The sequence below is a fragment of the Mycolicibacterium lutetiense genome (assembly GCF_017876775.1).
Lineage (GTDB): Bacteria > Actinomycetota > Actinomycetes > Mycobacteriales > Mycobacteriaceae > Mycobacterium > Mycobacterium lutetiense.
The window spans coordinates 1,959,276-1,978,858 of sequence record NZ_JAGIOP010000002.1; the positions used below are offsets into that span (position 1 = coordinate 1,959,276).

Below are 19,583 nucleotides of genomic sequence, written 5' to 3' on the forward strand. Positions count from 1 at the left end.
CCTGTGGCGCAGAGACGCACCACCGAAAGATGTGTCGTGGTCTCGGTCCGGTACCGATTCGTCACCCGGGCGCCTTCTTGCTTGCGGGATCAAGCCCGAAAACCTTCACCTCGGCTGCCTTGCCTTTCACGGCATGTCTTCCCCGGTCGGCCAGTCCGGTCGGACGAGACACCAAGGCGTCCAACGTCTGCTGGGTGAGCAAGATCGCGTCGCCTGTGGTCTTGGTGAGCTGTTCGACACGGGCGGCCACATTGACGGTGTCACCGATCAGCGTGAATTCAAGCTTGCCTCCGCCGCCGATGGTGCCCGCGATCACCACACCGGTATTGATGCCGATCCCGATCCGAAGGCCACCGTCGAATCGTTCGCCGACGATCCGCTGAATCGTCACGGCGGCGCTCACCGCCGCATCGGCATGGTGCGCAAGGTCATTCGGGGCACCAAAGACCGCCAATGCACCGTCGCCGAGGAACTTGTTCACGTGCCCGCCGGCATCGACGACCGCAGGCACCACGATCTCGAACAGCGCATTGAGCTGGGCAACGGTGTCCTCGGCACTGTTGGCCTCGGCGAACGGTGTGAAATCGCGGACGTCGACGAACGCGACCGTCACCTCACGACGCTCACCGGCGAACACATCGTCACCCTGCTCAAGCAGCCGTGCCGCCAAAGCCGGGTCGACATACGTCCCGAATGCCGCTTGGAGGCGTTGCCGCTCGGCCAGTCCCGCCTGCATTCGGTTGAACGAAGCCGACAGGGCTCCCAGATCGTCGTCCTGAACCACCGGCAGACGTTGGCTGTAGTCACCGACGGCAACCCGATCGGTCCCCTCGGCGAGATCGCGGATCGGTCGCAAGAAGGGCGAGATCGTCATGACCGCGACCGGCCCGGCAATCAGCATCAATGCGCACCCGATGACCACGGACACGACGGGATCCTCGCGGGCGCGATCGATCACGGACGCTGTGAGCGCGGCCCCGGTGGCGAATGCCAACGCCATCGCGAGCATGGTGATGTTGGACCACGTGGCAAAAGTCGGGTGCGAGCGCGGTAGCGCGTCGCCGATTCCCGTGTCACCGGCGATGGCGGTCCGCACCGGCCGCAGCGATCCCTCACTGAAGCTGTGCACACCGAACACCCCGACGGCCACTCCGTACACGGCACCGACAACCCCGTACTGGACCAGCCTCCCCCCGGTCGCCCCGACCATCGCGGCGACAACGACGCCCAGGCACGGGGCCCACACCACATCGGTCGCCAGCACTCGGGCCGTCGTCCTCCGCCCGTAGCTGAAGGTGGCGCGGAGCACCTCCATCGGATCGACCTCGTGCCCTGCTGCCCACTTTTCAATCAGGCGCAACGGCTTCGAGCCGGGCAGAACCAATAGGTAAACGCGCACCAGCATGGCGACACAGCCGATGACGGCCGCCTCGACGTAGCGGTCGGACCCCTCGAAGGCGACGATGAGCAACGGGTAGGCGAGGTATACCGACAGCCCCGCGGCGTATACCAGCGCGCAGACCGCCCACGAATACACCGGTCCGTACCGATCCCACACCCATTGAAAGATCCGGTCCATGTCGAAACAAAACACCCGCGGGCTGGTGCCCGGCGGTGTTTTCCGCTCCACAGCCTGTAACTCGCTCGGCGGGCGGGACGACATACAGGTCAGCGCGGTCCCGACGTCTCACCGCGCCTGAAAGGAGATGCCGATGCCGAAACATTGGCCTCGTGCAGTGGCCGCGGCCGGTGCAGCCACGGCAGCACTGGCCGTCCTGACTGCCGCCCCGGCTCACGCCGGGCCGCTGCCCAGTTTCTGTGTGCCGTCCAACCCCGTCGACAACGTCTGCACAACACGGCTGACATCCGTGACGGCCGACGTGATCGACGGCACGATCACCGGGACGCCGGTCGGCGGCGGGTCAGCAATCACCCTTGCGGGACAAGCGGATGCGTACCTGAAATCGGCCGGATTCGGTGACACACCGCCGGATCCGGTTCAAGAATGGGACGCCTCGATCGACAGGGTCGGTGACCTCGACACCTCCCCCTCCGACCCCAATTGGTACGGCAACGCCAAGGCCCGGGTGTTCCTGCCCAGGACCCTCAATGAGCTGGCCACCAAGTTTCCGCCGGACAGCATTGTGGTCCAGTTCGTAGCCGACGACACCCGGCCGGACGCACTCCGGTTGGTGTCCATTCAGCCGACCGCTACGCCCGATCCTGCGCCAGCCCGGACAGGTGCTTGAGCGAGTTGTCCAGGTGTTGCCGGTCGAACGGCGGGAACTCGATCTCTTCGCGAAGCGCGGGCGGCACCGCCGACCAGTCGTACGTCAGGGTGACGTTCGTCCGGTCGTCGCCGCGCGGCTCAAGGTCATAGCGCCAGACCCAGCCGCCGAACTCGATGTTGGCATCGTCAGCGCCCTGGCCCGGCAGCCACGCAATCGCCCGCGGCGGCTCGAAAACCTCGACCCGGTTGGCCATCTCGTAGTGCATGCCGCCGTAGTTGTCGTGGTACATCGCCATCCGGAAGATCTGGCCGACCTCGGTCAGCGGCTTGCCGTCGAGCGACTCCCGAACCCAGCCGGTGCCGTCGATCGCCTGATGGGTGGTCGGGTCGGCGAGTACCGCGAACACGGTGTCGGCCGGCGCGTTGATGGTGCATGCGGCGGTCATGGTTTCGTCAGACATACCCGTACCGACCGCCGGCGGCTCAGAAACTCATCGAGCCTGCAACCCGCGTGAACTAGGGCAGCTGACCCGCCAACTCGCGCGCATAGTCAACTTCATCGCTGACATCTAGAACTGTGTCAGCGTGCGTCGCCGGAATCATCGTCGAGTGACAGAAACCGTCGCCCTGGACCGTGACCTGAATAAACCCAACCTGCCGCACGTCCTTCGCCAGCAGGAGAAGGAGCCCCAGCAGGCAGAACAAGGAACCCACGATCGCAAGAATGACCCTACTGGTCGAGAGGTGCTCTTCGGAGGTGGACAGGTCCGTGACCGACCACTCGGTTCCACGGATCGGAAATTGGCCGATCGGCGTCGATATCCAGTACTGCGAAACAGCAATATCACCGATCGTCGTCAACCACTCGTCAGAACTATCGGCGTCGACCAAGGGCTCCCCCATAACGGGCGATTAAAGCACGTGGACGCGCACTGCAGCCGCAGGTTGACGATCAATCCGAGGCGCACGCGGTCACCCGTCCCTACAGTTCTGACATGCAGACACTGCTGTTCACCCTTGGCCTGGTCCTGTTTCTGATCGGCCTGCTCACCGGGTTCGCGGTGCCGACGCTGAAAAACCCGCGAATGGCGCTGTCGAGCCACCTCGAAGCGATTCTCAACGGCATGTTCCTCGTACTACTCGGGCTGCTCTGGCCATACATCCACTTGCCACACGCTTGGGCAGTTGTGGCAGTCGTACTCATCGTGTACTCCGCCTACGCGAACTGGCTGGCGACGCTGCTCGCCGCGGCATGGGGTGCCGGCCGCAAACTCGCGCCGATCGCAGCGGCCGACCACCAGGCCTCCACGACAAAGGAACAGATCGTCAGCTTTCTGTTGGTATCCCTCTCGGTGTCGATCGTCGTGGGCGTCGGCATCGTCATCTTCGGGCTCTGACGACGCTCCGTCGACACAGTGACGCGTAAAAGACGAAAACACCCCCGGCCCAACCGGACCGGGGGTGTTTCGCGAAACGAACTCAGTGAGCGTGGCCGTGATGGCCGTGCCCGTGATCTTCTTCCTCGGCCGGCCTCATGCGGCGCCAGTCGCCCGCCCCGCCTCGTGGTCGCAGTGCCTCGTGGTCAACGCGCGGCCGCTGGTCGCGGGCCCTGGTACCCCAGGGGGTATCCACCTACCCGCACTCCCCGACCGGTCGGTAATGCGGCCGCCCTATCGTGTACGGGTTTCCAAGTCTTCAGCCGTATCGAGGCAGGAGACTCCCGGGAGAGCTTGGCTAATGGCCGGCTCCGAAAATGTCGATCGCCTTCTGCCCGGGGGCTAGTGTCACGATCGCTCGCTTAGTGCTCTTGCGCTGGCCATAGCCGGTACGGGTGCGCTTGCGTTTGCCACTGCGGTTAAGTGTGTTCACCGAAGCGACCTTGACACTGAAGATCTTCTCGACCGCAATCTTGATCTGCGTTTTGTTCGACTTCGGGTGCACGACGAACGTGTACACGTTGTCCTCAATCAGCGAGTACGACTTCTCTGAAACCACTGGAGCCAAAATGATGTCGCGGGGGTCGGGTGCTATTGCTATGCCGGTTGGCCCCTCTATGCCTGGGCCTGGGCCTGGCGGGGTGCCCCATGGCGGTTTCTTCCCAGGATTCGGCCCTGGCGGCGGAGTCGTGGGCGGCGGCGTAGGCGACCTAGGCGGCAACCTCTTACCTCTCACCGTTCCCCCGCTGATTGTTTTGTCAGATTCAGACATTATTGAGTCGGGTTCACCTGTGTCCAAACAAGGGCAATCCAGATACCCAGCTGGAGTGCGCCAGTCCCGATCGCCGAAAAATAAATCCAACGAGCTTCGTTGAGGATCTTAATGTTCTTTTCGATATACCCGCCGTAGTACCAAGCTAAGTCATAGTACAGATGAGCCTCGGTATCGGTCGGGGACACGTCGCGCAGTATGCCGTCCAGAATGTCTCGCGAACGCGAGACCACCGTGAGCTTAGTCTTGTTGGGAAACAACAGAATTAGTGTCAGTACCAACGTCAAACCCAGTGTTATGGTGCCCGCGCCACACAGGATGTAGAAATCGAGCCCCCTATTGACCGCTGCCACCCCCTCCGAAGGACGCAAGGCGGTACCGACCAGGAATGCGGTAGCAGTTCCTGCGAAAGCTAAGAACTGCACAAGGCGCTGCCGAATCGCCGACAGTTCTTCGCTCTGTTGCTTCAGAGTGCGGACGGCTTCGTCGAACGCGATCTTGTAGAGCTTTGCCGATTCGTCCGTCTCTTTTTGGGCGGCCCTGCTCTGTTGGGCAAGCATTGCCGCCTGCGCGTTATCTGCCCCTGAAGGAGGTTGGCGTAGGCCAAGAATTCGACCGATGGAACGTCTCTGCTTTGGGTTTGGGCGGGGACCTATCTGGTGCGTCATCTGCGACCCTCTTCTAGGGGGACGTACACCCTAAATTGTAGATTCGCAACTTGAACGAGAACTGAAAACCTGGCTTGATCATGCATTATGCCGCTCCCAAGCTCAAGAAAACATCTCCCAACCACCGTTGGTTGCCCGGTTGACAGTGACAGTAACCAAAATGTGACCGTACCGCTGGATACACGCTGGTCCAGACCCATTCTTTCTTCAACTAGTTCCGGTGCACGGCACTCGGATTCCGAGTCCGCCCCAAGCGCCGCGAGTTCAGTCGCGCGGACAGCTCGACATCTGGCGAGCAAGCAGTCCAGACAGGCGGCGACGCAGACGCTGCTGATGCAGCCCGTGGGCTGCATTGGACGAAGTGTTTCCTAGCGCACGAGTTGGGCCGACTCTCGACGCTGGCAGACGTGCTACTGGTCAAACATGCGCGAGATCTCGTTTCGCTTGTCCGACATCTCATTCTCGATGTAGATGGCGTTCACCAGAGCGAGCGCCAGCAGCACAGCCGCGACGATGCGTACCCACCTCGCAGCACCCAGGAAGAAGGCGACAGCCGTACCGGCAGCCACGACGGCGACCCCGGTCCACACCGGACCCGATCCCGTCAGGAGGCTCACCGATTGCATCGACATCACAAGCCCGATAACGACGAGCACGCAGACGCCGGCGGCAACAGCGGCTCGCTTGCCTTTGTTGGCGTTTTCCGTCGCGGTGGGTGTCGACGCTGGCCCAATCCACGCAGAGCCGTTCCAGTAGATCCGATTTCCGGCGTCAGACGGATCGGGATACCAACCCGGCGCGGGTTGCGGAGCGTTCATCGTGGGACCCCTTCTCTCAGACTGACGAGAGCGTAGACCCGCAGGGCGACAAGCTCAGGCCGATTATCTGGAATCGTCATGTTGAAAGGAGGCAAAGGCCGCCAAGCCCCGCTACCAGAGAACTCCGACATCGCTCGTGCCGATTTGCGGCGTGTCGTGCATGAATGTGTTTACATGTGGCGCATGATGAATGGCTTAGCTAATGATTCTCTGAGAATTCCATCGATGGGATTCCTACCCCTGGGTGTTGTCGTGACGCCGGGGTAAACTCGGCTAACGCAGCAAGCCCCAGGTCCGAATCCTGGGGAGGTTCCGGGCTCTGAGGCTTGTGCTTTTCTACGTGGTGGTAGGTAGCCAAACTATCAGGATTACGTGCGTTCCGTGTAATTACGCGGGTACGCCGTGACCGAAACTTAACCTTGCCCGCGTTACCGAGTCGCGTCACAATGGCGCGATTCTTTAACACAGGAAGAGGTACCACGGTGTACTTCGTCGTTGGAAACGATACTGCCGGCAAGCCCACATGGTGGCTGTACAGCGGGAACCACAAGATGGTGGCGTGGGCCGGCGAGACGTTCTCGTCAACCGCAGCGGCAAAGACTGCCGCCATCTCGTTCAGGGTGGGCGCTCGGACTGCTCGCTACGACGTCTACCAGGACTTCGGTAGCAACTGGCGCTGGCGCGCTTGGCGGTCGAGCGACAAGGTGGCAGCGTCGGGCGAGTCGTTCTACAGCCAGTTCGAAGCTCAGCGGGCAGCTGACAACGTCCGCGACAACGCGGGCGGCGCGACCGGCCCGTAACGGCACAGCTGTCCAGATCAACGAAAGCACCCCCGGCCAAATGACCGGGGGTGTTTCGCGAAACGAACTCAGTGAGCGTGGCCGTGATGGCCGTGCCCGTGATCTTCTTCCTCGGCCGGCTTGTCCACGACGGCCGTCTCGGTCGTCAGGATCATCCGTGCGACCGATGCGGCGTTGAGCACAGCCGAACGGGTCACCTTGACCGGGTCGACGATGCCCTCTGCGGCCAGGTCACCGTAGGTCAGGGTGGCGGCGTTGAAGCCCTGCCCATTGGACTGCTCGCTGACCTTGTTCACCACGACCGCACCGTCCAGGCCGGCATTGGTGGCGATCCAGTACAGCGGAGCCGACAGCGCGGAGGCGAACACGTCGACACCGAGCGCCTCGTCGCCGTTGAGCTCGCCACGCAGGGAATCCAGTGCGGAACGGGCCTGCACGAGTGCGGCGCCGCCACCGGTGACGATGCCCTCCTCGACGGCAGCCTTGGCCGCCGCGACGGCGTCCTCGACCGCTTCCTTGCGCTTCTTCAGGTCGGTCTCGGTGGCCGCGCCGACCTTGATCACCGCGACACCGCCGGACAGCTTGGCCAGCCGCTCCTGCAGCTTCTCCCGATCCCAGTCGGAATCCGTGGACTCGATCTCGGCCTTGAGCTGCTTGACGCGATCGGCGACCGCGTCCTTGGAGCCGCCACCGTCGACGATCACGGTGCTGTCCTTGGTGACCACGACGCGACGGGCGGAGCCCAGCACGTCCAGACCGGCGTCGCGCAGCACCAGGCCCACGTCAGGGTTGACGACCTGACCACCGGTAACGACCGCCAGGTCATCCAGGAACGCCTTGCGACGATCACCGAAGAACGGCGCCTTGACGGCGACGGCCTTGAGCGTCTTGCGGATGGCGTTGACGACCAGCGTGGACAGGGCCTCGCCCTCGATGTCCTCGGCGATGATCAGCAGGGGCTTACCGGATTCGGCGACCTTCTCCAGCAGCGGCAGCAGGTCGGGCAGCGAGCTGATCTTGTCGCGGTGCAGCAGCACCACCGCGTCCTCGAGAACCGCTTCCTGCGAGTCGAAGTCGTTGACGAAGTAGGCCGAGATGAACCCCTTGTCGAAACCGACACCCTCGGTGACCTCGAGCTCGGTGTTCAGCGTCGAGGACTCCTCGATGGTGACCACACCGTCGTGACCGACCTTGGTCATGGCCTCGCCGACCAGCTCACCGATCTGCTCGTCGCGCGAGGAGACCGTGGCGACCTGGGCGATGGAGGTCTTGTCCGATACCGGGGTGGCCGCGGCCAGCAGGGCCTCGGACACCGCGTCGGCGGCCTTGCCGATACCCAGGCCGAGTTCGATCGGGTTGGCGCCCGCCGCGACATGGCGGAGCCCGGCCTTGACCAGGGCCTGCGCCAGCACCGTCGCGGTGGTGGTGCCGTCGCCGGCGACATCGTTGGTCTTGGTGGCCACCGACTTCACCAGCTGGGCGCCCAGGTTCTCGAACGGGTCTTCCAGGTCGATCTCGCGGGCAACGGTGACACCGTCATTGGTGACCTGCGGTCCGCCGAAGGCCTTGGCCAGCACCACGTAGCGGCCGCGCGGACCCAGGGTCACCTTGACCGCGTTGGCCAGCTTGTCGACACCTGCTTCCATGGCACGGCGCGCAGTCTCGTTGAACTCAATCTGCTTGCTCATAGATGTCTTTCTGCTTGAGAACGCATACCGCCCCGGATATCGCCCGTACGCATACGGGGATCTCCGGGGCGGTTACACGAGTGATTACTTGTTGACGACAGCCAGCACGTCACGCGCGGAGAGGATCAGGTACTCCTCGCCGTTGTACTTGATCTCGGTGCCGCCGTACTTGCTGTAGATCACGGTGTCGCCCTCGGCAACGTCCAGGGGGATCCGCTTCTCGCCATCCTCATCCCAGCGGCCGGGGCCAACTGCGACGACGGTGCCTTCCTGCGGCTTTTCCTTGGCGGTGTCCGGGATGACCAGACCGGAAGCGGTCGTGGTCTCGGCCGCGTTGGCCTGAACGAGGATCTTGTCCTCGAGTGGCTTGATGTTGACTGCCACGATGGAAGCCCTCCACTTGTCGGGGTGTGGATCCGGGGGGATCCCCAGATGCCGGTTACCAGGTGTTCGGCAAGCGCCCGTGCCCTCGCTCCGTCGTCGCGGGTGCCGGCGCTGGGGCTGGCCGCATGCCACCTAGCACTCTATACATGCGAGTGCTAGCACTCAAGGGTGGGCCTGTGCGGGCCACGCGAACTCGCTCAGGGCTGAATGACCCGTCGTCCGCCACCGTCGGCGAGATCGTGTATATTCGAACATATGTTCGGTCAGTGTTTCACAATTGACCCCGACGCCACGGAAGCCGCGTTGGCCGATCAGCTTGCCGCGATGGCCCGTGCCACCGCCAGCATCGCGGCGGGGCAAGTACGCGTGACGGCGATGCTGGAAGCCAAACGTCACGAGCGCACGGCCACCCGGGGCGTGCCTGCCGCCAAGCGCGGGAAAGGCCTGGCTTCCGAGGTCGGGCTGGCCCGCAAGGCTTCCCCTTGGCACGGGGCCAAGTATCTGAAGATGTCCCGGATCCTGGTCGACGACATGCCCTGCACGCTGGCAGCGCTGCAGTCCGGAGCGCTCACCGAAGACCGGGCGATGATCATCGCGGACCAAGCCACCTGCCTGTCACCAGCAGATCGACACGCGATGGACGCCGAACTGTGCGCCGATCCTGACGTGTTGGACGGACTCGGGGACAGGAAGGTTGAGGCCGAGGCCGGGCGGGTGGCGATTCGGCTCGACCACGACGCCGTGATGGAGCGCATCAGCCGCCATCAGTGCGATCGCACTGTCACGCTGCGTCCCGCTCCGCACGGCATGGCGTACGTGACGGCGCTGCTGGCCGCGGCAGAAGGTGTCACGGCCTATCAGGCGTTGCAGGCGGAAGCTGCTGCGGCCGCGGCGGCCTCGATCGCCGCCGGAGGTGGATGCGAGGGGCGGGGCCCGTTGATGGCCGATGCCTTCTATCGACGGGTCACCGGGCGTGAGGTCGGAGCCGCGGTCCCCGTCGCGCTCAATCTGGTGGTCTCCGACGAGAGCTTGTTGGCGCACGGTCCCGATCCGGCGGTGCTGCAGGGATACGGCCCCATTCCGGCGCCGGTGGCCCGGCAGATGGCCTTGGCGGCGCTGCTGGACCCCCAGGTCGAGGCCGCGGTGCGCAAGCTCTACGCCGATCCGGACACCGGCAACCTGGTCGCCCTGGAGTCCACCGCCCGGGCGTTCCCCAAGGGGCTGCGCTGGCTGATCGCCTTGCGTGACCAGCGCTGCCGCACCCCTTACTGCGACGCACCGGTTCGCCACGTCGATCACATCACCCGCCACGCCGACGGCGGTCCGACCAGCGCCGGCAACGGCCAAGGGCTTTGCGAACGCTGCAATTACACAAAGGAAAGCCCAGGGTGGCTGACCGCGACCACCTACGACCGGTATGGCCGCCACACCACAGAGCTCACGACACCGACCGGGCGCACCTATCGAAGTACCGCACCGCCGCTACCCCTCGGCGCGCGAGTATTCACCAGCGACATCCATGTCGTGAACATCCACGCGGCCGCGTAACCCGGTCGAGCCGACGCGCCTGCCCTAAATCGCGATGTTCAGATGCTCGGACACGTCGCCGACCATTTCCACATCGACTCGGCGCTCGGTGAAGAACCAGCCGTGCTCGTCACGGGCAAATACGTCGGCGTAGCGCCCGACCACGATGGGCTGCAGCGCCACGGTGTCGGTCTTCTGCACCACACAGAACGTCGAGCGGGCGGTTGCCCGCTCACCATCGACGTCGACGATCGCGTTGAGCACCAGATGCCGGGTCCGCGGGGTATTGCCGTGCTCGGGGAACCGACGCGTCGTCGACGCGAACAACTGGGCGATGGCCGGCGCACCCGCCACACCCATGAACGAGCCGCGACCGAGCAGCTCCCCGACCCCGTCGAAGTCACCGGCGTCGATCAGCTCGGCATACCGATACAGCAGCTCGGTGACTGCCAGCTTGTCGGCCAGCTTGTCGGGAGAAGCGCTCATGCCACCTGCCCCTGAACCACCGGCAGCCCCGGATCGCTGGCCGCGTCCAGCGGCGACGGCGCCGCGCCGGCGGCGATCAGGTGTGCGGCGAACGAGGCGATCATCGCGCCGTTGTCGGTACACAACCGCGGCCGCGGCACCCGCAGCGTCAGGCCCGCCGCCGCGCAGCGTTCCTCGGCAAGTTCACGAAGGCGTGAGTTGGCCGCCACCCCGCCGGCAATCAGCAACGTGGACACCCCGAGATCGGTGGCCGCGCGGACAGCCTTGGCGGTCAGCACATCGGCGACGGCCTCCTGGAAACCGGCCGCCACATCCGCCTGCGAAGCCTCCGGGTGGCCTTCCACATACCGGGCCACCGCGGTCTTGAGCCCCGAGAAGCTGAACACATACGGATCGTCACGCGGCCCGGTCATGCCCCGCGGAAAAACGATGGCGTCGCGGTCACCGGTGCGGGCCAGCTCGTCGAGCACCCGTCCGCCCGGATAACCCAGCCCGAGCAGGCGGGCCACCTTGTCGTAGGCCTCCCCGGCCGCGTCGTCGACGGTGCTGCCCAACTCGACCATCGGCTCCCCCAACGACCGCACATGCAGCAGGTGGGTGTGCCCACCCGAGACGAGCAGGCCGACGCTCTCGGGCAGCGGTCCGTGGTCGTAGACGTCGGCGGCCAGGTGCCCGCCCAGATGGTTGACGCCGTAGAAGGGGACGTTCCAGCCGGCCGCGTACGCCTTGGCGGCGGCCACCCCGACCAACAGCGCCCCGGCCAGTCCGGGTCCGATGGTCGCCGCGACGACGTCGGGCCGGTCGATGCCGGCGGCATCCAGGGCGCGACGCATCGTCGGGCCCAGGGCCTCAAGGTGGGCACGCGAGGCGATCTCGGGTACGACACCGCCGTAGCGGGCGTGCTCGTCGACGCTGGAGGCGACTTCGTCGGCGAGAAGCTTGACGGTTCCATCTTCGCCGAGCTCGGCGATGCCGACTCCCGTTTCGTCACACGAGCTTTCGATGGCCAAAATGATCACGTCGGGCCCCCTTGGGGAAGGCGTTGCATGGTGTAGGCGTCGGCACCGCTGGCGCGGTAGTACCGCTTACGCAGGCCGATGTTGACGAATCCGACGCTCTCGTACAGCCCGATGGCCGGTTCGTTGTCGGTGCGGACTTCCAGGAAAACCGTTCCACCCGAAGCGAAGTCGAGCAGGTCGTCGAGCAGCCGGCGCCCGATCCCCTGCCCCTGGAAGTCGGGGTCGACACCGATGGTGTGGATCTCGTACTCATACGGACGCATTCGGCCCAGCCGGGAGATACCGGCGTACCCGACCAGTTCCCCGTCGCTGCGGGCCGCGATGTAGCGATTGTGTTTGGCGTCGAGTTCGGCCAGGAATGCCGTGGCCGGCCAGGGATCGTCACCGACGAACAGCTTGGCCTCCAGCTCGGCGCACCGCGTGACATCAGCACGGCCAAGTGCGTCGAACACGGTCATTTCCGCACCGCCACAGAAGGTTTGGCGTCGGGCCGGCGCAGATACAGCGGCACCAGCGGCTTCGGATCAGCCCAATCGGTCACGGCGCGGACCAGGCCCGCGGGCGTCGGGTACACGACGTCGAGACGGGGCAGCGCGAACAACGCGGCGTGCTCGGGTGAACCGGCGACCGCGGCGACCGAGCTCGCCAATACCGCCGCCACATCGGCCGGTGCGTTGACCGACGGGCCGTCGACCCGGACTCCGTCGCGGTAGTGCGCCCAGTACACCTCGCGCCGCCGCGCATCGGTGACCACCAATACATCACCGTCGGTGTGGATTCCGATGCCGTCCAGGCTGCACACCCCGTGCACCGGAACGCCCAACGCATGGCCGAACGCCGCGGCACTGGCCATCCCCACCCGCAGCCCGGTGAACGGGCCGGGCCCGCACCCGATGACGACCGCGTCGAGATCGGCGACGGTGAGTCCGGCATCGGCCACGGCACCGAGCACGTTAGGCGTGAGCTGTTCGGCGTGGGCGCGGGCGTCGACGGTCACCCGTTCGGCGAGGGTCTGCACCGTCCCGTCCTCGGCGCGACGGACCACGCCGGCACTGACCGCCGGGGTCGCGGTGTCGATGGTCAAGATGTTCATGGGGCGCTCCACTGCCAGATCACCGTGCGCGTCTCGGTGTCGGTGTCCCGCTCGATACGGATGTCCAGGTGATGATCGGAGAGCCGTTCGGCCAGGCCCTCACCCCACTCGACCACCACGACGGCGTCGTCGAGATCGGTGTCGAGGTCGAGCGCATCGAGTTCTCCCAGCAGGTCGACGCCGGGATGATCGAGCAGCCGGTACATATCCACGTGCACCATCGCCGGCCGGCCGGCCTGCCGGGCGCGATGCACCCGGGCCAGCACGTACGTCGGTGAGACCACCGGCCCGTCCACATCCATGGCCGCCGCGATCCCCTTGGCCATCACCGTCTTGCCGGCCCCCAGCGGACCCGACAACACCACCACGTCACCGGCTTTCAGCCCGGCACCCAGCGTCGCGCCCAGGGCGAGGGTGTCCTCGGTGGTGGCGAGCTCGGCCGTACCGGCACTGCGCTCAGCCACGGAACCGGACCCGATCGCGGACCCGGCGGGACAGCGTCACCAGTTTGGAGGGCGTGGCCCGCTCCACCAGACGGACCAGTGCGTCGTCGATCACCACGGGCTCCTCAAGCTGGACCAGATGACCGGCTCCCCCGACGATCACCAGTTCGGAGCGGGGTAGCTGTGCGGCCATGGCCTTTGAGTATTCCATTGGGGTGAGCAGGTCCCGATCACCGCAGGCGATCAGCGTCGGCACCTTGGCCAGCACCCGCAGGGCGCCGGCCTCGTCGTGGACCTCGAGGGCGTGCAGGAATTCGACCAGGGTGGTGATCGACGTGCCGTGCATCATCCGTTGGGAGAACTCGACCACGCTGGGGCTGACCGACTCGTCGCCGTAGGACGCCGCGCGCAGGATCGGCCCGATCACCGACTTGGCCGCGCCGCGGCCGCGGTGCACCGTGCCGGGCGCATAGCGGGCCAGAAACCGCACCGCCTCCAGCGCCGGGTTGCGCAGAATCTCCCCCAGCGGTGAGCGCGCCACGCCTTCGACCGCAGAGGAGATGACCGCGGCACCGACGATCTGTTTCGGGTAGCGATGCGGGAACTGCCGGGCGTGAGACAGGACGGTCATGCCGCCCATCGAATGGCCGACCAGCACCGCGGGTCCGCGTGGAACTGTCACGGCCAGAACCGCTTCCAGATCACGACCGAGTTGTTCGACGGTGTAGGTGTCCGGCGATGCAGTTCCCGACTGGCCGTGGCCGCGCTGGTCGTAGAACACCATGCGCACCTGCGGGCCCCACTGTTCGGCCAGCCGGATGCGCTGGAAGTGGAAGGCGCCCATACGCAAACAGAATCCGTGGGCGAAAACCACGGTCAGCGGTGCGTCGTTGGGGCCGACTTCACGTACCGCCAGCGGTACCCCGTCGTCGGTTGTCACCACCGAACTACGGTCGGCGTCCAGGCGTTCGAAATCCTCACCCAAGTAAGGATCCTCACCGGTGCTGCGTCGGGTCAGCGACCGCGCCACCGACCTGCCCGCCACCGAACTCACGGCGGTGAGCCCGGCGGCACCGGCCAGCCACTGAGCATTGCGACTCAACGCTCGTGACCTGCCTGCAGGTAGGTGCGGGTGATCCGGCCGCGTGGGCTGGTGACCACCTCGTAGTTGATGGTGCCGAGCAGTTCGGCCCAATCCTGGGCGGTCTGTTCACCCTGGGTGCCGGGGCCGAACAGGATCGCGTCGTCACCTTCGACGACATCGGTGGCGTCCGGGCCGAGGTCGACGACGAACTGGTCCATGCAGATCCGCCCGACGGCCGGGCAGCGCCTGCCGTTGATCAGCACCTCGATCTTCCCGCTCAATGAGCGGAAGATGCCGTCGGCGTAGCCCACCGGCAGCAGCGCCAGCCTGGTGTCCCGGTCGGCGATCCACCGGTGACCGTAGGACACTCCGTCGCCTGCGCGCACCGAACGGACTAGCGCAACAGGGCATTTCAATGTCATTGCAGGGCGCAGACCCATGTCGCCGCGCTCCGGGATGGGACTCAGCCCGTAGACCGCGATCCCGGGTCGCACCATGTCGAACGCCAGATCCGGCCGGGTCATCGCCGCCGGCGAGTTCGCGATGTGGGCCACCTCGAACACCACGCCCTGCTCGGCGGCCTGCTCACGCATCGCGGTCAGGCGCTTGCCCTGCAGTTCGTTGAACGGATTGTCGGGGTCGTCGCCGTGCACCAGGTGACTCATGATGCCGCGCACCCGGATCGCACCATCGGCCTGGGCCCGGCCCAGCGCGGCGACCATCGCGGGGAAATCTGCCGGGCTGACGCCGTTGCGGCTCAGGCCGGTGTCCACCTTCACCGTGACCGTCGCGGCGTGCCCGGTCTGGCGTACCGCCGTCAGCACATTGTCGAGTTGACGTACCGAGGACACCGCGATCTGCACATCGTTTTCCAGCGCCGGCGTGAAGTCGGTGCCCGGCGGGTGCAGCCAGCACAGCACGGGAGCGGTGATCCCGCCGGCCCGCAGCGCGACTGCCTCGGCGATCGTCACCACCCCGAGCTCGGCCGCTCCGGCGGCCAACGCGGCCCGGCCCACCTCGACCGCACCGTGCCCGTACCCGTCGGCCTTGACCACCGCCATCACCTGGGCGTGGCCGGCATGTTCACGGAGCAGGCGGATGTTGTGGTCGATCGCGCCGAGGTCCACCATCGCCCGCGGCGATGTGTGTGGGGTCAGCGATGTTGCGCGTTCGGTCGTCTGCATGTCATGTCACCGCCGACCATTGTCCCAGAAGCAGGTATCGGGGCAGATCAGCGGACCTACTGCGGGCCCATCTAATGCGCAAACGGCTGCAGGTCGTCGAACGCTCCGCGTGGCTTGAGCTTGTCGAGCCGCTGGAGCACCGTGATCGTGTCTTCCTTGAGTGCCCGGGCCAAATCGGCCGAGAACCCCTCACGCACCACGACTCGCAGCACTACGACGTCGGTGGCGTCGTCGGGCATCGTGTAGGCCGGCACCTGCCAACCAAAGGAGCGCAACCCCTCGGACACGTCGAATTCGGTGTACCCCGGATTGCCCTTGAGCCGGAAGCTGACCACGGGGATCGCCGACCCGTCGGTGATCAGCTCGAAGTGCTCGCTGTCGCGCAGCTCGTCACCCAACCAGCGCGCCGTCTGCGACAGGCACTGCATCACCTGGGTGTATCCGGCCCGGCCCAGCCGGAGGAAGTTGTAGTACTGGCCGACCACCTGGTTGCCGGGCCGCGAGAAGTTCAGGGTGAAGGTCGGCATGTCGCCGCCCAGGTAGTTGACCCGGAACACCAGGTCCTCGGGCAGGTACTCCTTGTTGCGCCACACCACGAAGCCGATGCCCGGGTAGGTCAGGCCGTACTTGTGGCCGCTGACGTTGATCGACACCACGCGCGGCAACCGGAAGTCCCACTCCAGGTCGGGGTGCAGGAACGGGACGACGAATCCGCCGCTGGCGGCGTCGACGTGCACGGGAATGTCCAGGCCCTTGTCTTGCGCGAGCTGATCCAGCGCCGCGCAGATCTCCGCGATCGGCTCCAGCTCCCCGGTGTAGGTGGTGCCCAGGATCCCGACGACGCCGATGGTGTCCTCGTCGACCGCGCCGAGCACCTGCTCGGGGGTGATCACGTAGCGGCCCTTCTCCATCGGGAGGTACCGCGGCTCGACGTCGAAATATCGGCAGAACTTCTCCCACACCACCTGGACGTTGGAGCCCATCACCAGGTTGGGGGTCCGCCCCTTCCAGTCTTTACCGACCTTCTCGCGCCACCGCCATTTCATGGCCAGACCGCCCAGCATGACGGCCTCACTCGAGCCGATCGTGGACACTCCGCATGCGGCCGACGAATCCTCGTCGCTCAGGTCTTCGGCGTGGAACAGGTCCGCGACCATGCTCACGCAGCGCGCTTCGATCGCGGCGGTGGCCGGGTACTCGTCCTTGTCGATCATGTTCTTGTCGAATGTCTCGGCCATCAGCTTCTCGGCCTCGGGGTCCATCCAGGTGGTGACGAACGTCGCCAGGTTCAGCCGGGAGCTGCCGTCGAGCATCAGCTCGTCGTGGATGAAGCGGTACGCCGCACCGGGTTCCATCGCGTCATCGGGCAGGCGCAGCGACGGAACCGGGGCCATCGCCAACCTGCCGGTGTAGGCCGGCGAGATATGCGGGGTGCGGGGGTGCTTGTGCGGCATGGAGATCCTTTTCTTCTACAGCGCGGCGATCGCAGCACGGACATGGGCGAGGATGCGCGACGCCGAGGTCGGCGCCGGATTGGGACCGGGATCGGCCGCCGACAGATTGGCGGCGCGGGCATGGACGAACGCTGCCGCGGCGGCGGCTTCGCCGGCGGGCAGGCCGGCGGCCAGCAGGGCGCCGATGATGCCGGACAGCACGTCGCCGGAACCGGCGGTGGCAGCCCAGGACTGCCCGGCCGGGTTGAGGTACGTGGTTTCACCAGGTGACGCGATGATGGTGACGTTGCCCTTGAGCAGCACTGTGACGCCGAGTCGTTCGGCCAGGCCGCGGGCTGCGGCCACCCGGTCGGGGCCTGGTGGATCTCCCGCCAGCCGTTCGTACTCCCCGGCATGCGGGGTCAGCACGGTCGGAGCGCTGCGCCCGCTGAGCGGGCCCGGATCGGCGGCCAGCAGCGTCAGAGCGTCGGCGTCGACGATCACCGGCAGCTCGGATTCGAGCGCGAACCGCAATGCGGCCTTCGCGGTGTCGTCGGTACCCAGTCCGGGCCCGACCACCCAGGCCTGCACCCGGCCCGCCTCCTGCGGAGTGGGTGCGGCGATCACCTCGGGCCAGCTCGAAAGCACTTGCGGTCCAGCGCTTCCCGCATAGCGGACCATGCCGGAGGTGGCGGCCACCGCGGCCCCGGTGCTCAGCACCGCCGCGCCGGGATAGGTGGCCGAACCCGACAGCACGCCGGTCACCCCTTGGGTGTATTTGTCGTCGTGCGGACCGGGGACGGGCCAGCATGCGCGGACGTCGGCCGCCTCGAGGCCGGCCAGGCCGGTGGGCGCCAGGTCCAGCCCGATGTCGACGAGTTCGGCGCGACCGCATTCGCCCAGTGCATGCACCGGTTTGAGCCCGCCGAACGTGACGGTCAGCGCAGCGCGAACGTGCGGGCCGTCGGTCGCGCCGGTCTGTACATCGATCCCGCTGGGAATGTCGACAGCGACTACCGGCGCCGCGTTGGCCGCGAATACGGCCGCGGCGTCGGGACGCAACGGACCGTGTCCGGAGATCCCGACGACGCCATCGATCACCAGATCGGTTCCCGCGGCGATGGCGGACACCACGCGACCACCGGCCCGCCGGAACGCGGCCAGGCCCTTGGCGTGTGTTTTCTCCGGGTTGAGCAGTACGGCGTCAGCGGCAGCCCCGCGACGACGCAGGAAGGTGGCCGCCCATAACGCGTCGCCGCCGTTGTCGCCGGAACCCACCACCGCGCAGACCCGCCGGCCCGCGATGCCGCCGGTCCGCAGCTTCAGCTCAGCTCCGATTGCCGTCGCCAGTCCGTATGCGGCTCGGCCCATCAGCACACCGTCGGGCAGCGATGCCAGCAGCGGCGCCTCCGCTTCACGGATCGCATCGGCAGAGTAGTAGTACTGCATCAGCCTCCCGCCCCGCTCGATGTGTGTTCGACTTTGCCGCGCGCCAACAGGTTACGTGTGTTTGCTGGAAACAGTCACCGATTCGCGCCGACGAGGCCGCGCGATCAAGTGCCCGACATCAGGAGTCCACTCCATCCCAGAGCTGACCGGCCCGTAGTGCGATCTCGTCCGGGTATTCGCCGTTGATGGCATGGGAGGCGTCCGGCCACAGTTCGACCTGCCCGCGCGGCAACAACGTGCGGGCCCGGGCCTCGGCGCGTACCGGGTCGAGCATGACGCTACGCCCGGCGATCAACGCCAGCACCGGCACATCGAGCCCACCCAACTGCGCATCGCTCAACAGCTTCGGCACCGGTGTGCGCAGCGTGAAATCCTTTGACCCGGCATCGATCAGCGCAGCCTCGATCGCGGCGGCCTCCATATTGGCGCCGCCGGATATCCAGCTCAGCACCCGGCGCCGCCAGGCCTCCGGCGCTCCCGGCGCAATCATCGCTGCCGAGGCCAGTATCGCCTTGGCCGGGACACCGGTGAAGGTGAACACCGGATCGAGCAGGGTCAGCGACGCGATCCGCCCGGGCCGGTGCACCGCACAGTTCGCGGCCGTCCAGCCGCCCATCGATACCCCGAGCAGGTGCGCTTGTTTCAGACCGAGGCCGGCCAGAGCCTCGTCAAGCCACTGGGCCTGATCCGGTGCACCACGAATCACGTTGCGCTGCACCGACAGACCTGCCTCGCCGAGCAGGTCGATGCCGTACACGGTGCGGCGCTCCAGCAGCGGGCCGAGGTTGGTTCGGTACATCGGCGTCGACGCATTGCGCCCGGGCAGCAGAACCGCCGGGGCACCGTTGCCCGGGCCGGGGAAGCGGTAGGCCCGCACGATACCGAATGAGGTTGGCACGTCGAACAGTTCGAAGGTCGGCAGGGCCGCCATACCGTCTCGGTAGGTGGTCAGGAAATGCTCGAACGCGGCGTCGGAGACGTACGCCCCAAGCCGGCCGCGCGCCCACCGCCGGGCGATGTTGACCGTGGGAACACGCAGATCCATAGACCTCGATACCGAGCTTCGGCC

22 protein-coding genes are annotated in these 19,583 nt (G+C 66.2%); 4 read left to right on the forward strand and 18 right to left on the reverse strand.

From position 1 onward, the window contains the following. Positions 1-61: 61 nt before the first annotated feature. Complete coding sequence (locus JOF57_RS18700) at positions 62-1,579, reverse strand: adenylate/guanylate cyclase domain-containing protein (RefSeq protein ID WP_209918898.1); 1,518 nt, start codon at positions 1,577-1,579, stop codon at positions 62-64. A gap of 133 nt (positions 1,580-1,712) precedes the next feature. Between JOF57_RS18700 and JOF57_RS18705 the strand changes: the two genes are divergently transcribed. Next, entirely contained in the window at positions 1,713-2,249 is a 537-nt protein-coding gene (locus JOF57_RS18705; protein ID WP_209918900.1) for a hypothetical protein, read from the forward strand. Here the strand turns inward: JOF57_RS18705 and JOF57_RS18710 are convergent. Together JOF57_RS18710 and JOF57_RS18715 are read right to left on the reverse strand one after the other, a co-directional pair. Next, a complete protein-coding gene (locus tag JOF57_RS18710) occupies positions 2,212-2,691 on the reverse strand; it encodes an SRPBCC family protein (RefSeq protein ID WP_209918902.1) in 480 nt (159 codons plus the stop codon). The genes JOF57_RS18705 and JOF57_RS18710 overlap by 38 nt on opposite strands. Positions 2,692-2,746: 55 nt before the next feature. Continuing rightward, positions 2,747-3,121, reverse strand: a complete 375-nt coding sequence (locus JOF57_RS18715; protein WP_234938172.1) for a hypothetical protein — start codon at positions 3,119-3,121, stop codon at positions 2,747-2,749. A 104-nt stretch (positions 3,122-3,225) separates the two neighbouring features. Here JOF57_RS18715 and JOF57_RS18720 point away from each other — a divergent pair, with 104 nt between their 5' ends. Next, complete coding sequence (locus JOF57_RS18720; RefSeq protein ID WP_209918906.1) at positions 3,226-3,627, forward strand: styrene oxide isomerase; 402 nt, start codon at positions 3,226-3,228, stop codon at positions 3,625-3,627. Between the two features lie 337 nt (positions 3,628-3,964). Here the strand turns inward: JOF57_RS18720 and rplW are convergent, their stop codons facing one another. The 3 genes from rplW to JOF57_RS18735 all read right to left on the reverse strand — a co-directional run bounded on the left by rplW (position 3,965) and on the right by JOF57_RS18735 (position 5,924). Beyond that, positions 3,965-4,267: a 50S ribosomal protein L23 gene (gene rplW / locus JOF57_RS18725; protein WP_209923492.1), complete on the reverse strand. Its 303-nt coding sequence runs from the start codon at positions 4,265-4,267 to the stop codon at positions 3,965-3,967. 170 nt (positions 4,268-4,437) lie between these two features. Continuing rightward, on the reverse strand, positions 4,438-4,998 hold the full coding sequence (locus JOF57_RS18730) for a hypothetical protein (protein ID WP_209918908.1): 561 nt from the start codon (positions 4,996-4,998) through the stop codon (positions 4,438-4,440). A gap of 518 nt (positions 4,999-5,516) precedes the next feature. Further along, complete coding sequence (locus JOF57_RS18735; protein WP_209918911.1) at positions 5,517-5,924, reverse strand: DUF2510 domain-containing protein; 408 nt, start codon at positions 5,922-5,924, stop codon at positions 5,517-5,519. 482 nt (positions 5,925-6,406) lie between these two features. Between JOF57_RS18735 and JOF57_RS18740 the strand changes: the two genes are divergently transcribed. After that, positions 6,407-6,724, forward strand: coding sequence for a DUF1508 domain-containing protein (locus JOF57_RS18740; RefSeq protein ID WP_209918913.1), 318 nt, complete (start codon positions 6,407-6,409; stop codon positions 6,722-6,724). Positions 6,725-6,792: 68 nt separating this feature from the next. Here the strand turns inward: JOF57_RS18740 and groL are convergent, their stop codons facing one another. After that, a complete protein-coding gene (gene groL, locus JOF57_RS18745; RefSeq protein ID WP_209918915.1) occupies positions 6,793-8,412 on the reverse strand; it encodes a chaperonin GroEL in 1,620 nt (539 codons plus the stop codon). 84 nt (positions 8,413-8,496) lie between these two features. After that, positions 8,497-8,799, reverse strand: a complete 303-nt coding sequence (gene groES / locus JOF57_RS18750) for a co-chaperone GroES (RefSeq protein ID WP_163669842.1) — start codon at positions 8,797-8,799, stop codon at positions 8,497-8,499. A 252-nt stretch (positions 8,800-9,051) separates the two neighbouring features. On the opposite strand from groES, the gene JOF57_RS18755 reads away from it, so the two are divergent. Next, positions 9,052-10,344: an HNH endonuclease signature motif containing protein gene (locus JOF57_RS18755; protein ID WP_209918916.1), complete on the forward strand. Its 1,293-nt coding sequence runs from the start codon at positions 9,052-9,054 to the stop codon at positions 10,342-10,344. Between the two features lie 24 nt (positions 10,345-10,368). On the opposite strand, the gene JOF57_RS18760 is transcribed toward JOF57_RS18755, so the two are convergent. The 10 genes from JOF57_RS18760 to JOF57_RS18805 all read right to left on the reverse strand — a co-directional run bounded on the left by JOF57_RS18760 (position 10,369) and on the right by JOF57_RS18805 (position 19,559). Further along, positions 10,369-10,809 (reverse strand): nuclear transport factor 2 family protein, encoded by a 441-nt coding sequence (locus JOF57_RS18760; protein WP_209918917.1) that lies wholly within the window; start codon positions 10,807-10,809, stop codon positions 10,369-10,371. Next, positions 10,806-11,828 carry a tRNA (adenosine(37)-N6)-threonylcarbamoyltransferase complex transferase subunit TsaD gene (tsaD, locus tag JOF57_RS18765; protein ID WP_209918918.1) on the reverse strand — a complete coding sequence of 341 codons (1,023 nt, stop codon included), beginning with the start codon at positions 11,826-11,828 and terminating at the stop codon, positions 10,806-10,808. Before tsaD ends, JOF57_RS18760 begins: the two co-directional genes overlap by 4 nt. Next, positions 11,825-12,286, reverse strand: a complete 462-nt coding sequence (gene rimI / locus JOF57_RS18770) for a ribosomal protein S18-alanine N-acetyltransferase (RefSeq protein WP_209918919.1) — start codon at positions 12,284-12,286, stop codon at positions 11,825-11,827. Before rimI ends, tsaD begins: the two co-directional genes overlap by 4 nt. Further along, the gene (gene tsaB, locus JOF57_RS18775) at positions 12,283-12,921 is read right to left on the reverse strand and encodes a tRNA (adenosine(37)-N6)-threonylcarbamoyltransferase complex dimerization subunit type 1 TsaB (protein ID WP_209918920.1); all 639 of its coding nucleotides are present in this window, start codon (positions 12,919-12,921) and stop codon (positions 12,283-12,285) included. The genes rimI and tsaB overlap by 4 nt, the downstream gene beginning before the upstream one ends. Beyond that, positions 12,918-13,385 (reverse strand): tRNA (adenosine(37)-N6)-threonylcarbamoyltransferase complex ATPase subunit type 1 TsaE, encoded by a 468-nt coding sequence (gene tsaE, locus JOF57_RS18780; protein ID WP_209918921.1) that lies wholly within the window; start codon positions 13,383-13,385, stop codon positions 12,918-12,920. The genes tsaB and tsaE overlap by 4 nt, the downstream gene beginning before the upstream one ends. Continuing rightward, on the reverse strand, positions 13,378-14,466 hold the full coding sequence (locus JOF57_RS18785; protein WP_209918922.1) for an alpha/beta fold hydrolase: 1,089 nt from the start codon (positions 14,464-14,466) through the stop codon (positions 13,378-13,380). The genes tsaE and JOF57_RS18785 overlap by 8 nt, the downstream gene beginning before the upstream one ends. After that, complete coding sequence (alr, locus tag JOF57_RS18790) at positions 14,463-15,632, reverse strand: alanine racemase (protein WP_209918923.1); 1,170 nt, start codon at positions 15,630-15,632, stop codon at positions 14,463-14,465. Before alr ends, JOF57_RS18785 begins: the two co-directional genes overlap by 4 nt. 71 nt (positions 15,633-15,703) lie before the next feature. Continuing rightward, complete coding sequence (locus JOF57_RS18795; RefSeq protein ID WP_209918924.1) at positions 15,704-17,086, reverse strand: glutamate decarboxylase; 1,383 nt, start codon at positions 17,084-17,086, stop codon at positions 15,704-15,706. Positions 17,087-17,101: 15 nt separating this feature from the next. Beyond that, the gene (locus JOF57_RS18800; RefSeq protein ID WP_209918926.1) at positions 17,102-18,514 is read right to left on the reverse strand and encodes an NAD(P)H-hydrate dehydratase; all 1,413 of its coding nucleotides are present in this window, start codon (positions 18,512-18,514) and stop codon (positions 17,102-17,104) included. Between the two features lie 118 nt (positions 18,515-18,632). Continuing rightward, positions 18,633-19,559 carry an alpha/beta fold hydrolase gene (locus JOF57_RS18805; protein ID WP_209918927.1) on the reverse strand — a complete coding sequence of 309 codons (927 nt, stop codon included), beginning with the start codon at positions 19,557-19,559 and terminating at the stop codon, positions 18,633-18,635. Between the last annotated feature and the right edge of the window lie 24 nt (positions 19,560-19,583).

Excerpts from the sequence above, each read along its gene's own strand:
- alr (WP_209918923.1), bottom strand. The coding sequence starts at position 15,632 with ATGCAGACGACCGAACGCGCAACATCGCTGACCCCACACACATCGCCG.
- JOF57_RS18795 (WP_209918924.1), bottom strand. The coding sequence starts at position 17,086 with ATGCCGCACAAGCACCCCCGCACCCCGCATATCTCGCCGGCCTACACC.
- tsaB (WP_209918920.1), bottom strand. The coding sequence starts at position 12,921 with ATGAACATCTTGACCATCGACACCGCGACCCCGGCGGTCAGTGCCGGC.
- JOF57_RS18735 (WP_209918911.1), bottom strand. The coding sequence starts at position 5,924 with ATGAACGCTCCGCAACCCGCGCCGGGTTGGTATCCCGATCCGTCTGAC.
- JOF57_RS18755 (WP_209918916.1), top strand. The coding sequence starts at position 9,052 with ATGTTCGGTCAGTGTTTCACAATTGACCCCGACGCCACGGAAGCCGCG.
- JOF57_RS18710 (WP_209918902.1), bottom strand. The coding sequence starts at position 2,691 with ATGTCTGACGAAACCATGACCGCCGCATGCACCATCAACGCGCCGGCC.
- JOF57_RS18760 (WP_209918917.1), bottom strand. The coding sequence starts at position 10,809 with ATGAGCGCTTCTCCCGACAAGCTGGCCGACAAGCTGGCAGTCACCGAG.
- groL (WP_209918915.1), bottom strand. The coding sequence starts at position 8,412 with ATGAGCAAGCAGATTGAGTTCAACGAGACTGCGCGCCGTGCCATGGAA.
- JOF57_RS18705 (WP_209918900.1), top strand. The coding sequence starts at position 1,713 with ATGCCGAAACATTGGCCTCGTGCAGTGGCCGCGGCCGGTGCAGCCACG.
- JOF57_RS18730 (WP_209918908.1), bottom strand. The coding sequence starts at position 4,998 with ATGCTTGCCCAACAGAGCAGGGCCGCCCAAAAAGAGACGGACGAATCG.
- JOF57_RS18700 (WP_209918898.1), bottom strand. The coding sequence starts at position 1,579 with ATGGACCGGATCTTTCAATGGGTGTGGGATCGGTACGGACCGGTGTAT.
- JOF57_RS18720 (WP_209918906.1), top strand. The coding sequence starts at position 3,226 with ATGCAGACACTGCTGTTCACCCTTGGCCTGGTCCTGTTTCTGATCGGC.
- JOF57_RS18805 (WP_209918927.1), bottom strand. The coding sequence starts at position 19,559 with ATGGATCTGCGTGTTCCCACGGTCAACATCGCCCGGCGGTGGGCGCGC.
- rimI (WP_209918919.1), bottom strand. The coding sequence starts at position 12,286 with ATGACCGTGTTCGACGCACTTGGCCGTGCTGATGTCACGCGGTGCGCC.
- JOF57_RS18800 (WP_209918926.1), bottom strand. The coding sequence starts at position 18,514 with ATGCAGTACTACTACTCTGCCGATGCGATCCGTGAAGCGGAGGCGCCG.